14 protein-coding genes are annotated in these 12,401 nt (G+C 65.6%); 3 read left to right on the top strand and 11 right to left on the bottom strand.

What is annotated here, in order from left to right; genetic code table 11:
• Nucleotides 1-34 precede the first annotated feature (34 nt).
• The 9 genes from soxB to QQK43_RS16090 all read right to left on the bottom strand — a co-directional run bounded on the left by soxB (nt 35) and on the right by QQK43_RS16090 (nt 7,339).
• On the bottom strand, nt 35-1,759 hold the full coding sequence (soxB, locus tag QQK43_RS16130; RefSeq protein ID WP_284308555.1) for a thiosulfohydrolase SoxB: 1,725 nt from the start codon (nt 1,757-1,759) through the stop codon (nt 35-37).
• 86 nt (nt 1,760-1,845) lie between these two features.
• Nucleotides 1,846-2,505, bottom strand: a complete 660-nt coding sequence (soxX, locus tag QQK43_RS16125) for a sulfur oxidation c-type cytochrome SoxX (protein ID WP_234263647.1) — start codon at nt 2,503-2,505, stop codon at nt 1,846-1,848.
• 17 nt (nt 2,506-2,522) lie between these two features.
• Nucleotides 2,523-3,323: a sulfur oxidation c-type cytochrome SoxA gene (soxA, locus tag QQK43_RS16120; protein WP_234263648.1), complete on the bottom strand. Its 801-nt coding sequence runs from the start codon at nt 3,321-3,323 to the stop codon at nt 2,523-2,525.
• A 76-nt stretch (nt 3,324-3,399) separates the two neighbouring features.
• Nucleotides 3,400-3,711, bottom strand: coding sequence for a thiosulfate oxidation carrier complex protein SoxZ (gene soxZ, locus QQK43_RS16115; RefSeq protein WP_234263649.1), 312 nt, complete (start codon nt 3,709-3,711; stop codon nt 3,400-3,402).
• 55 nt (nt 3,712-3,766) lie between these two features.
• Entirely contained in the window at nt 3,767-4,222 is a 456-nt protein-coding gene (gene soxY / locus QQK43_RS16110; RefSeq protein ID WP_234263650.1) for a thiosulfate oxidation carrier protein SoxY, read from the bottom strand.
• Between the two features lie 31 nt (nt 4,223-4,253).
• Nucleotides 4,254-4,592, bottom strand: coding sequence for a c-type cytochrome (locus QQK43_RS16105; protein WP_284308554.1), 339 nt, complete (start codon nt 4,590-4,592; stop codon nt 4,254-4,256).
• A gap of 81 nt (nt 4,593-4,673) precedes the next feature.
• Nucleotides 4,674-5,756, bottom strand: a complete 1,083-nt coding sequence (locus QQK43_RS16100) for a c-type cytochrome (protein ID WP_284308577.1) — start codon at nt 5,754-5,756, stop codon at nt 4,674-4,676.
• Nucleotides 5,757-5,764: 8 nt separating this feature from the next.
• Nucleotides 5,765-7,108 carry a sulfite dehydrogenase gene (gene soxC / locus QQK43_RS16095; protein WP_284308553.1) on the bottom strand — a complete coding sequence of 448 codons (1,344 nt, stop codon included), beginning with the start codon at nt 7,106-7,108 and terminating at the stop codon, nt 5,765-5,767.
• Between the two features lie 54 nt (nt 7,109-7,162).
• A complete protein-coding gene (locus QQK43_RS16090; RefSeq protein WP_284308552.1) occupies nt 7,163-7,339 on the bottom strand; it encodes a hypothetical protein in 177 nt (58 codons plus the stop codon).
• Between the two features lie 294 nt (nt 7,340-7,633).
• Between QQK43_RS16090 and QQK43_RS16085 the strand changes: the two genes are divergently transcribed.
• The 3 genes from QQK43_RS16085 (at nt 7,634) to QQK43_RS16075 (ending at nt 9,936) form a co-directional block, all read left to right on the top strand.
• Nucleotides 7,634-7,936 carry a c-type cytochrome gene (locus tag QQK43_RS16085; protein ID WP_234263653.1) on the top strand — a complete coding sequence of 101 codons (303 nt, stop codon included), beginning with the start codon at nt 7,634-7,636 and terminating at the stop codon, nt 7,934-7,936.
• 24 nt (nt 7,937-7,960) lie between these two features.
• Complete coding sequence (locus QQK43_RS16080) at nt 7,961-9,241, top strand: FCSD flavin-binding domain-containing protein (RefSeq protein ID WP_284308551.1); 1,281 nt, start codon at nt 7,961-7,963, stop codon at nt 9,239-9,241.
• A 68-nt stretch (nt 9,242-9,309) separates the two neighbouring features.
• Nucleotides 9,310-9,936 carry a c-type cytochrome gene (locus tag QQK43_RS16075; protein ID WP_234263654.1) on the top strand — a complete coding sequence of 209 codons (627 nt, stop codon included), beginning with the start codon at nt 9,310-9,312 and terminating at the stop codon, nt 9,934-9,936.
• A gap of 285 nt (nt 9,937-10,221) precedes the next feature.
• Here the strand turns inward: QQK43_RS16075 and fba are convergent, their stop codons facing one another.
• Together fba and QQK43_RS16065 are read right to left on the bottom strand one after the other, a co-directional pair.
• Nucleotides 10,222-11,289 (bottom strand): class II fructose-bisphosphate aldolase, encoded by a 1,068-nt coding sequence (fba, locus tag QQK43_RS16070; protein WP_284308549.1) that lies wholly within the window; start codon nt 11,287-11,289, stop codon nt 10,222-10,224.
• Between the two features lie 33 nt (nt 11,290-11,322).
• The coding region (locus QQK43_RS16065) for a phosphoglycerate kinase (protein ID WP_284308548.1) at nt 11,323-12,401 on the bottom strand (1,079 nt) is incomplete at its 5' end.

Genomic DNA, 12,401 nt, shown 5'->3' with positions numbered 1-12,401 from the left:
GCGAATGGGCTTTTTGCCGGGAAGCAGGCGGTGCTCAGACCACCATGCCGGGGTTGCCCTGCATGCCCACGAGCGCTGGCGTGTTGACCTTGACGCCCTTGATCACCTTCTTGTTGCGCAGGTAGCCCGAGACCACGTCCCAGATGGGCTCGCCCTGCGCACCTTCCTGCACCGACGCCCAGCCTGCCACCTTGTATTTTTTGTCGGCCTCGATGGGCTTGCCCTTGAGCATCATGTTGTTGATGCGCTGGCCGACAGGCGCGTTGGGCGTGCAGCTGTAGGTCATGCCGCCGACACGGACCATGTCGCCACCCTGCTGGTAGTACGGATCGGGGTTGAAGATGTTGTCGCACACATCTTCCATGATCTCCTTGATCTGCGTTCCGGTGAACTCGTTGAGCGTGGTCGCCGGGTAGGTCAGGGCCATCTGGTCCATCATGCGCTCGTAGGTGATGGCCTCCCCCGGCAGCAGCGAGGTGCCCCAGCGCACCCCGGGCGAGAAGGACATGTCGGCCCCCTTGACCTCCATCAGGGCTTCGCAGATGAGCTGGTCCCACGAACCGTTGAAATTGCCGCGGCGGTACAGCAGGTCCTCGGTGACGGCCAGTTGCTCTTCCAGCTTGTCCTTGTAGGGCGCACGCACCTTGTCGATCAGGGCCTGCATGGCCGCGTCGGCGGGCAGGAGGTTGGCGAACACCGGCAGCAGCTTGTAGCGGAAGTCCTGCACCTTGCCGCCGCGCACGTCGAAGTCCAGCACCGCCAGGAACTTGCCGTTGGAGCCGGCATTGGTCACCAGCGTCTGGCCGCCGGCGTTCTTCACGATCACCGGCGCCGGCATGCCGTCATGGGTGTGGCCACCGAGCACGGCGTCGATGCCCCGCACGCGCGAGGCCATCTTGATGTCCACGTCCATGCCGTTGTGCGAGAGCACGACCACGGCCTGGGCGCCCTCGCCGCGCGCCTGGTCGACCATCTTCTGCATGTGCTCGTCCTGGATGCCGAAGGTCCAGTCGGGCACCATGTAGCGCGGGTTGGCGATGGGGGTGTACGGGAAAGCCTGGCCGATCACCGCCACCTTCACGCCGTTCATCTCGCGCAGCGCGTAGGGCTTGAAAACCTGGTCCTCGAAGTCGGTGGTCTTGATGTTCTGTGCCAGGAATTCAATGTGGCCCTTGAAGTCCTTCTCCACCACCTCCTGCACGCGCTGGGCGCCGAAGGTGAACTCCCAGTGGGGCGTCATCATGTTCACCCCGAGCAGCTTGCACGCGTCGATCATGTCCTGGCCGTTGGTCCACAGCGAGGTGGCCGAGCCCTGCCAGGTGTCGCCCCCGTCGAGCAGCAGCGCGTGCGGGCGGTCGGCCTTGAGCATCTTCACCAGCGTGGCCAGGTGCGCAAAGCCGCCCACCTTGCCGTAGGTCCGCGCGGCCTTCTCGAAATTCAGGTACGTGAAGGCATGCGCCTGCGCCGTGCCGGGGCGGATGCCGTAGTGCTTGAGCATCGCCTCGCCCACGATGTGCGGCGGGCGCCCCACCGCCTCACCCACCCCCAGGTTCACGTTGGGCTCGCGGAAGTGGATCGGCATCAGCTGCGCGTGGCAGTCGGTGAAGTGCAGGAAGCTGACGTTGCCGAATTTGGGCAGGTCGTACAGCGCCTGACCGGCACCGGGCTTGGCCGCCAGCACGTCCTTGTGATCCAGGGCCATGCCGCCCGCGCTCGCCACGGCCAGCACCTGCATGAATTCACGACGGCTGAAGCTCATAAACATTCCTTTTCAATTGATGACTGATATTCGACGCAAAAAAAACCGGAAGGCCGCACCTGCACGGGCAGATGCGGCCGGCCAGATCACCGGTTGACCGGCGACTTCGGATCCAGCAACAGCGCCATCACGTCCTTGAGCTGGGCTTCGTTCAGGATGCCCTTGTGCCCCACGCGCGGCATCTGCGAACAGGCGTTGTAGGCACGCGAGTTCCACAGCTTGCCCCAGGTGTACTCGACGATGGCCTTGGAGGCTTCGGCGCTCGGGTCGGTCACGCCACGCAGCTTGCCGTAGTTGTACAGGCTCGGGCCCAGCGTGCCGAAGGAGATTTCCTCCTTGCTGATCTGGTGGCAGTTGTAGCAGTTGCCGCCATTGACCGTCTTCTCATTGTCGGACCAGGTCAGGCCACGGCCGCTCTGGGCGATCTTCTCGCCCTCTTTCCAGTCGCCGATGAACTTGCCGTCCGAAGGCCATTTCATGGTCTTCATCTCGGCCGCCTCGATGGCCTTGGCCACCTTTTCGTCGATGGGCTTGCGCGCCACATCGGCAGCCGCGCATTCGCGGTTGGCGTCGTCCTGGACCAGGCGGTCGACCTTGGCAATGCCCCGGTCCTGGAACGAGGCCTTGACGACGTCGGCCGTGATGCGGTCGTGGTCGGCGGTGCCACCGGACGAACCGCAGGCGCTCAGGCCCAGTGCCAGCACGGATGCGCCCGCCAGGGAGACGATGGTTGGGGTGTGTTTCATGCGAATCTCCTCCGGCCTCAGCGCTTGATGGCGGGCACGATGGACTCGGCCCCCTTGGCGTTCACGCCCATGTAGACACCGAGCGCGATGGTCGCGTCGCTGCCGAACTTGGGCTCGGGAAAGCGTTGCTGCCGGTAGCAGTCGTTCAGCCGCAACTGCATGCCCCACATCTGCGCGTTGGACACGCGGTAGGCCGGCCAGGCGGCAAAGCCCACGCCGTCGCCCGGGTTCTTGGTCAGGTTGGGCAGGTCCTGCAGGCGGATGCGTTTGCCTTCTTCGCCGTGACAGGAGGCGCAGGAAAAGTCGTGCGGGCCGCCCCGCATGAAGAACAGGCGCTTGCCCACTTCGTACATGGTCTTTTCCTGCGCCGTGTTCTGGGGCAGGTTGAAGTGCATGCCCTTGGACTGCGTGGCCACATAGGTCGCCAGCGCGGTGACGTTGGCCATCTCGCCACGGCCGAACGGGGTTTTCATGACCTCGGCGCCATTGAAGCCCTGCAGGGTCTCCATGCAATGGATCAGGCGCGTCTCCATGTCCATGACGCGCCCCGTGTCCTTGAAGTAGCGCGGCAGTTCGACAAAAGCGCCTTCGAGCACGCCCGGGCCTTTGCCCAGGTCGCAGCGCTCCAGGGACGCGTTCTTCGGCCCGCGTTTCTGCTTCCAGAGCTCCTCGCCCTTCATCTCGAACAGCTCGGCCGGGTTGCCGTCCTGCAGCATTTCCCGGTACTTGGCAATCCCGTCGGCCGTCGCATCCTGCGCCTGGGCTCCTCCGGCACATGCCACCGCCAGCGTGGCCAGCACCACCACTTTGCGTTTCATCTGGGGTCTCCTTGTTGTGATGAAAAACAAACGGCCAGCAACTTGCGTGGCTGGCCGCATGAACCGCCCGGCCCGGTCAGGCGATGGCGGCTTCGTCGGTGCGCGAGTCGCTCTTGTTGTCGACCCACTTGACGACGATCTTGTCGCCCTTGGCCCCGCCCTTGAACTTGAAGGACAGGAACGGGTTCTGGGACACGGCGCCGCTGAACACGGCCTTGAGCACGGTCTTGCCGTTGTGCGTGGCTTCGACGTCCTTGATGAAGTGCGCCGGGATCAGCGCCCCGGATGCGTCCTTGCGGGTGCCGGGTTCCATGGGGTGGGACATCAGCACGCGGACGGTGGTTTCTTCGCCGGAAAGGGCGGCGCGGATGCGCATCGGATCAGCCATGAGGGACTCCTGAATCGGTATCTGGAAAGGGAATGGTGAACACGCGGGGCGGCGTTCAGCCGCCGCAACCGCCGAGCGTGACCTTGGTTTCCTTGACGGCCGAATACAGCTTGCCGTCGGCCTTGACGACCGCCACCACGTTGGTGCTCTGGCCCATCTTCAGACGCGTCTGCACTTCGGACGCGGTGCCCGCCGGGATCATGAAGGCGGCAGCCAGCGGGGTCGGGTTCTTTTCGACGATGAGATAGATCTCGGTCGTGTTGGGCAGCTTGCTGGTGGCGCCCACGGGAACCACGGCACCGTTTTCAGCGATGTCCGGAGACACCACGGTGATCTGGTCGCTGGAGGCCGGTTGGCCACCGATGGCCTTGAGGGCCTCTTCCAGCGACTTGCCCTGGAAGTTGACCTGGTCGATCGCAGCCTGGGCCTGGCTCTGGGTCACGATGCCCAGCGACACCAGCGTGGCAAAGGCACCGGAGGTCTTGAGTGCTTGGCGACGGGATTGGTTCATGATGAACTCCTTATGAAATAGGGCGGGAAGTTTACTTGTCAGGGGCACCGGCGAGCACCCATTCGGCCAGCAGCTTGAGCTCGTCGTCCTTGAGGTTCGGCTGCGGCGGCATCGGCACGGGCCCGTACATGCCGGAACCACCCGACTTGATGCGTGCCGCCACCTTGGCCACGGCGTCGGCCTGGCCCTGGTGCTTGGTCATCACCTCTTTGTACGAAGGCCCCACCAGCTTCTTGTCGGCCGCATGGCAGGCCAGGCAGGCGCTCTTGCCCGCCAGGGCTTTGGCCGCCACGGCGTCGACGGCGTGGGCAGACGCAGCGGCTCCCAGCAAAGCCAGCAGCGCGGCGAGCGACTTCGTGTTCATGTTCATAAGCTTAGGCACTCCTAGGAAAAACAGGTACGGGGTAAACGATTAATTCCGAATATTTGTGAATAGGGATTTTTGATCCGCTCAGGGTGCGCCGGCAGCGATCCACTGGGCGATGGCCTTGGCGTCGGCCTCCCCCACCTGGGCCTGTGGCGGCATCGGCACCGCCCCCCAGACGCCCTCGCCGCCGTTGCGGATCTTGCCCATCAGGTAGGCCTCCAGATCGGCCCGGCCTTTGTGTTTGGCGGCAATCTCGTTGAAGCCCGGTCCCACGATCTTGCTCTTGACCCCATGGCAGGCGGTGCAGCTGTTGCTGTTGAGCAGGGCTTTGGCGTCCACACCCCCGGCGGGTGCCGCCGCGGCCACGACCACGGCCTTCGGCGGCGGAGCGCTGCCGACCGGCCCCTTCGGCGGTGGCTGCGAGGTGTCTGCGCCGCGCACCGGTCCGATCACGCGGTTCTGCTCCAGGATGTTGCCGTGGGCGTCACGCGCAAAACCGGGCAGGCTCGAATGCACTTTGGGATCGACCTCGCAGTTCTTCATGCAGGCCACGTTCTTCACGTCGCCCTTGCCCGAGGCTTTCCACAGCGGTTCGTAGAACACCATGCCGTTGCGGTTGGGCATGCGCTTTTGCACCTCAGCGATGTTCTTGTCGCTGAGAGTGAAGTCGGCGGGCACCACCTCGGCCAGGTTGAGCAGGTACGCGGTGACGGCGTACACCTCGTCGGCGCTCAGCGACTTGGGCGCGTTCCAGGGCATGGCGCGGTTGATGTAGTCCCACAGCGTCGAGAGCGTGGCGACCTTCATCATCGTGGTCTTCTGCGGGGCCGACGGATTGCCCGCCACCAGCGCCGCAACGCGGCCGGTTTCGATGTCCTTGCGCGTGGTACCGCCAATGATGGGTGTGAACACCTCGTTGGACTCGCCGAAGGCACCGTGGCAGGACGCGCACTTGCCTTCCCACACGGTCTCACCGCGCGAGACCGTGCCCGAACCCGCCGGCAGCCCCTTGAAATCGGGCCGCACATCGATGTCCCAGGCCTTCACCTCGGCGCGCGTGGCGTCGCGGCCGATGGTGTCCCAGGGGCGGGACTGGGCCTGCGCGGCCTGCACACCCAAGGCGAGGGCCGATGCCGCGACCAGCACCCGGAAAGAGGAAAACAACATCGCGTTCATCAGTACACCTGCACGTTGGAGACTTCACCGTTTTCGGACACCAGCCAGCTCTGGATGGCGTTCTGGTGGTAGACCGAGCGGGTACCCCGCACGGCGCGCAGCTGGTTGATCTTGGGTTGCACGTAGCCGGTGCTGTCGATGGCGCGGCTTTGCAGCACGGCGGGTTTGCCGTCCCACACCCAGTCGATGTTGAAACGCGTCAGCGCCTTGGGGAGAATCGGTCCTTCCAGGCGCGCGGTGCGCCAGTTGCGGCCACCGTCCACGCTCACGTCCACCCGCTTGATCGCGCCGCGGCCCGACCAGGCCAGGCCGGTCACGTTGTAGTACCCCTTGTCCAGCAGCATCTGCCCGCCGGACGGCGTGGTGATCACGCTCTTGCACTCCTGGATGCCGGTGTACTGGCGGTGGGTGCCGTCGGGCATGTGGTCGATGTAGTGCACCGCCTCGTCCTTGGTGGCGTACTTCTCATCGCCCACCTCGATGCGGCGCAGGTACTTGACCCAGCTCACACCCTGGATCCCCGGCACCACCAGCCGCAACGGGTAACCGTTTTCGGGACGCAGCATCTCGCCGTTCATGCCCCAGGCCACGATGCAGTCGTCCATTGCGCGCTCCATGTCGATCGTGCGCGTCATCGACGAGCCGTCGGCCCCTTCGGCCAGCACGTACCGCGCCTTCTTCTTGTCGATGCCGCACATCTCCAGCAGCGTCGACAGCAGCACCCCGGTGAACTCCGAGCAGCTGATCATGCCGTGCGTGTACTGCACCGTCGGCACCGCCACATTGCCCCACTCGGTGGCCGAGTTGGCACCACATTCAATGAAGTGGATGCGCGAGACGCTGGGCAGGCGCATCAGGTCGTCCATGGTGAACACGCGCTCGCGCTTGACCAGGCCGTTGACCATCAGACGGTGCTGCGACGGGTCGATGTCCCACCAGCCCTGGTGGTGGCGCTCGAAGTGCAAGCCGCTGGGCGTGATGATGCCGAACAGCCCTTGCAAGGGCGTGAAGCTCACCGACGCCTGGTTCACCCGCGTCAGCCCCGGGCTCTGGCGGCGCTGGAGGTTGGCCTCCCACTGGCTGGGCTTGCCGTAGCCGTCGGTGGCCACCGCCTGGCCCAGCCCGGTGGTGTGCGCCGGCAGCTTGAGGATGGCGTCCTCGCCTTCGGCCGCGAGGGCCCGCGTGGCCGCCCCGGCCGAAGCCGCGACACCCGCGCCCATGGCCAGGGCCTTGCCCATGAAGCGGCGGCGCGCCTTGCGGGCGTCCTCCAGCTTCTCGGTACTCAGACCATTTTCGGGCGCGGGCAGCACGCGTCCGATGACGTCACCGAGTTGATCAGACACTTGTGTGTTCCTTGTGATTGACGGGGGAAACAGAAGGCCGGCCGGCCTGGTACATCAGGCCCGGAGCCGGGACACATGGGCCTGGGCCATGCCCGTGGCGCGCATGGCGTGGTGGACGCAGCACGCCTGAGCACCCCGCACGTGCAGCACGAGCAGGCGCAGACGCGTCGGTTCGCCCAACCCGCTGAAGCAACGGGCGGCAGACTCGAACACGTCGTGCTGACCTTCCAAGGCTTGTCTCCGGATCGTGGGTTTGATGGTTTTCAACAACTATATGATTGATTGCCTATATATAGATTAGTGTAAACCCGAATCGATCCGGTTCTGCCCCGGGGCGACCTGGCGGGCAGCACGGCCTCGCCACCCCGGCGCTCCGCTAGGGTTTTCACCGTTTGGTGGTGGGGATACCGGCGCTAGTATGGTTTATGGATATATGCAGAACTACTGATTCTGCTGTGGATCCAGTGGCATGCGCTACAGTTTCGCGAGCAACTTTCCACCACTCGACCCAAGGAGACTCCCCCGATGAACCCCACGATGAAATGGCTCGCCGCCGGCGCGCTGTGCACCGCCGCCCTGGCTGCCCAGGCGCAGGTCAATCAGGTCCGTGTCTGGGCTGCAGCCTGCGCCAACTGCCACGGCACGGACGGCCGGGCACAGACCGGCATGGAATCGCTGGCCGGCAAAGACAAGGACGAACTGGTGCAGAAGCTGATGGACTTCAAGTCCGGTCGCAAGCCCGCGACCATCATGCACCAGCTCTCCAAGGGGTACACCGACGAGCAGTTGGGCCAGATCGCGGCGTACTTCGCCGCCCAGAAGAAATAAGCCACGAGAGGAACACTGATCATGATGAAGCGTCGTCAATTTGTTCAGACCCTGGGTGCCGGCTCGGCACTGGCCGGCATCGGCCTGACCGCTGGCTGCGCCAGCACCGGGGGCAGCGGTGCCCACGTGGTGGTGGTCGGCGGGGGCTACGGTGGCGCCACCGCGGCCAAGTACATCCGGCTGTTTTCCGACCAGAGCATCCGTGTCACGCTGGTCGAGCCCAGCCCGGCCTTCGTGTCCTGCCCGATCTCCAACCTGGTCCTGCAGGGCAGCAAGACCATCGCCGACGTCACCACGCCCTACGACAACCTCGCCAAGCGCCACGGCGTGAAGGTGGTGCGCGACCGCGTCGCACGCATCGACCCCGACAAGCGCACCGTGCAGCTGGCCAGCGGCGGTGAACTCAGCTACGACCGGCTGATCGTCTCGCCGGGCATCGACTTCATGTGGGACACCCTGCCCGGCATGGCCAAGGAAGGCGCGCAGGACAAGGTGCTGCACGCCTGGAAGGCCGGCGCCCAGACCGTGGCCCTGCGCCAGCAGCTTGAAGCCATGCCCGACGGCGGCGTGTACGCGCTGTCGATCCCGCTGGCCCCGTACCGCTGCCCGCCCGGCCCCTACGAACGCGCCAGCCTGGTGGCTAACTACTTCAAGAAGGCCAAACCCAAGAGCAAGGTGGTCATCTTCGACGCCAACGACGACATCCAGTCGAAGAAGGGCCTGTTCCTCAAGGCCTGGGACGAGCACTACAAGGGCCTCATCGAATACCGCCCCAAACACAAGGTGGTCGATGTCGACGCCGCCAACCTGACCCTGAAGTTCGAGTTCAACGACGACTTCAAGGCCAGCGTCGCCAACGTCGTGCCCACCATGCGCGCGGGCGACATCGCGGTCAAGACCGGCCTGGCCACGGCCAACAACCGCTGGTGCGAGGTCGACTTCCTGACCTTCGAGTCCAAAGCCGCGAAGAACATCCACGTGCTCGGCGACGCGATCCAGATCGCACCCGCCATGCCCAAGTCCGGCCACATGGCCAACCAGCATGGCAAGACCTGCGCCGCCGCCGTCGTCTCGCTGCTGCAGGGCAAAGAGCCCCCAACCCTGCCGCTGTATGCCAACACCTGCTACAGCTTCGTGACCGACGAGGACGTGGTGCACGTGGCCAGCGTGCACCGCTATGACGCCGAGAAAAAGACCATGCTGCCGGTGGCCGGCGCCGGTGGCGTCTCCAGCGCGGCCAGCGAACTCGAAGGCCGCTACGCCCACGCCTGGGCGCGCAACATCTGGGCCGATACCCTGGCTTGATGGCATCGCCAGCCCTGGCCGCGTGCCAGGGCTTTTTTTACCGGCCTTATATCCGTACAGAGTTATCCATGAATGGGTTTCCCCGTCCGACCCTCCGACCCCTGGCCTGCGCCCTGGCCCTGCTGCCGGCGCTGCTGACCGGTGCCACCGCCTGGGCCCAGGCCGACGAAGCGCGGGCCAAGAAGATCGCGGGCGGCTCGTGCTTCCTGTGCCACGGTGCCCAGGGCGAGTCGACCAGCGAGATCTTTCCCCGCCTGGCCGGCCAGCACGCCGAATACATCGCCAAGCAGCTCGACGCCTTCAAGACCGGCAAGCGCAAGAGCACGGCCATGGCCGAAATGGTCGCCAAGCTCACGCCCGAGGAGATGCTGGCCCTGGGCCGGTACTACGAGAAGATGAGCCTCCCCCGTGAAGAAGCCAAGGACCCGCAACTGGCCGCCATGGGGCGCTACATCTTCCACAACGGCAACAAGTTCAGCGGCGTGCCCGCCTGCGTGGCCTGCCACGGCACGGCCGCCGAAGGCGCTGCCAACCTGCCGCGCCTGGCGGGCCAGTTCTCCGGCTACATCCACACCCAGCTCAAGCAGTTCCACAAGCGCGAGCGGACCAACGACAACGCCGTGATGCACACCGTGGTCGAGAAGATGACCGAGCTGGAGATGGCGGCGGTGGCGGAATACGTCAGCAGTAAATAAGAAGCCCCCACGCTCCGCCGCTGCGCGGGTCGCTGCCCCCCCGAGGGGGCTGGGCCTGCCTTGGGACGGCCCGGCGGCTGGCCCGGTAGCCCCCACGCTCCGCCGCTGCGCGGGTCGCTGCCCCCCGAGGGGGCTGGGCCTGCCTGGGGGCGGCCCGGCGGCTGGCCCGGAAGCCCCCACGCTCCGCCGCTGCGCGGGTCAGGGCACGCAGACACCGTCATTCCCGCGCAGGCGGGAATCCAGCAAGCTCACCCAGCCCGGTGATCTCCCTGATCCTCGCCGCGCTCAGGCCACTTGGGCGGCGAGTTCGCCCTTGTCGTAGCGCTTCTGCATCGCCTCCAGGCTGTGTACCTTCGTGATCTTGCTCGCCATGCCGGCCGAGCCGAAGGCCTCGTAGCGCGCGGCGCAGATCGCCTGCATGGCCTTGGTAGCTTCCTTGTAGAACTTGCGCGGATCGAAGTTCTTGCGGTCTTGCGCCAGGTGCTGGCGGATGGCGCCGGTGCTGGCCATGCGCAGGTCGGTGTCGATGTTGACCTTGCGCACGCCGTTCTTGATGCCTTCGACGATCTCTTCCACCGGCACGCCGTAGGTCTGCCCCATGTCGCCGCCGTACTGGTTGATGATGGCCAGCCAGTCTTCCGGCACGCTGGACGAACCGTGCATCACCAGGTGCACATTGGGAATGCGCTGGTGAATCTCCTTCACGCGGTCGATGCGCAGCACCTTGCCGCTGGGCTTGCTGGTGAACTTGTAGGCGCCGTGGCTGGTGCCGATGGCAATCGCCAGCGCGTCGACCTGGGTCTTGCGCACGAAGTCGGCGGCCTCGTCCGGGTCGGTCAGCAGCATGGAATGGTCCAGCTCGCCCTCTGCGCCGTGCCCATCCTCTTCACCCGCCTTGCCGGTTTCCAGAGAGCCCAGGCAACCCAGCTCGCCTTCGACCGACACCCCGCAGGCGTGGGCCAGGTCAACCACCTGTTTCGTCGTGGTGACGTTGTATTCGTAGCTCGACGGCGTCTTGCCATCGGCCAGCAGGCTACCGTCCATCATGACCGAGCTGAAGCCGGACTGGATGGAGCGGAAGCACACGCCCGGCGTGGCGCCGTGGTCCTGGTGCATGCACACCGGAATGTGCGGGTACATCTCGATCGCGGCAGCGATCAGGTGGCGCAGAAAGGGCTCGCCCGCGTAGGAGCGCGCACCCGCCGAGCCCTGCAGGATCACCGGGCTGTCCACCTGTGCGGCCGCCTGCATGATGGCCTGCACCTGCTCCATGTTGTTGACGTTGAAGGCCGGCAGGCCGTAGTTGTTCTCGGCCGCGTGGTCCAGCAGTTGACGAAGGGAGATGAGGGCCATGTGAAGCTCCTGAAAAAAAGAAAGAAATGGGAATCAGCTGGCGCGCTTGGCCAGAATCTCAAAAGCCGGCAGCGTCTTGCCTTCGAGCACTTCCAGGAAGGCGCCACCGCCGGTGGAGATGTAGCCCACGTCCTTCTCGATGCCGTACTTGGCAATCGCCGCCAGCGTGTCGCCACCGCCGGCGATGCTGAAGGCGCTCGATTCGGCAATGGCTTGTGCGATCACTTTGGTGCCGTTCTCGAAGGCCGCGAACTCGAACACGCCCACCGGGCCGTTCCAGACGATGGTGCCGGCCTGCTTGAGCTTCTGTGCCAGCTTGGCCGCGGTCTTGGGGCCGATGTCCAGGATCAGGTCGTCGTCGGCCACGTCGGTGGCGGCCTTGACCGTGGCTTCGGCGTCGGCCGCGAAGGCTTTGGCGCAGACCACGTCTTCGGGGATCGGCACCTCGGCGCCGCGCGCCTTCATCGCTTCGATCACGGCCGTGGCTTCACCCAGCAGGTCGGGCTCGGCCAGGCTCTTGCCGATCTTCAGGCCGGCAGCGAGCATGAAGGTGTTGGCGATGCCACCACCGACGATCAGGCCGTCGACGTTCTTGGCCAGGCTTTGCAGGATGGTCAGTTTGGTGCTGACCTTGGAGCCAGCGACGATGGCCACCAGCGGGCGCTTGGGGTTGGCCAGGGCCTTGCCAATCGCATCCATTTCGGCGGCCAGCAGCGGGCCGGCGGTGGCGATGGGGGCGGTCTCGGCGATGCCGTAGGTCGTGCCTTCGGCGCGGTGCGCGGTGCCGAAGGCGTCGTGCACGAAGATGTCGCACAGCTTGCCGAGCTTGGCGGCCAGCTCGGGCTTGTTCTTCTTCTCGCCCACGTTCAGGCGGCAGTTCTCCAGCAGCACGACTTCACCGGGGGCGACGGAGAAATCGCCGTCCACCCAGTTGGCCACCACGCGGATGTTGCGGCCCATGAGCTGGCCCATGCGGGCAGCGACCGGGGTCAGCGAGTCTTCGGGTTTGAACGCGCCTTCGGTCGGGCGGCCCAGGTGGCTGGTGACCATCACCGCGGCGCCGGCGTCCAGCGCCATCTGGATCGCGGGCACCGAGGCGCGGATGCGGGTGT

Origin of the sequence: Hydrogenophaga electricum, from assembly GCF_030160815.1 — a bacterium.
GTDB classification, from domain to species: Bacteria; Pseudomonadota; Gammaproteobacteria; order Burkholderiales; family Burkholderiaceae_C; genus Hydrogenophaga; species Hydrogenophaga electricum.
This window is presented reverse-complemented; position numbering and strand designations above follow the sequence as displayed.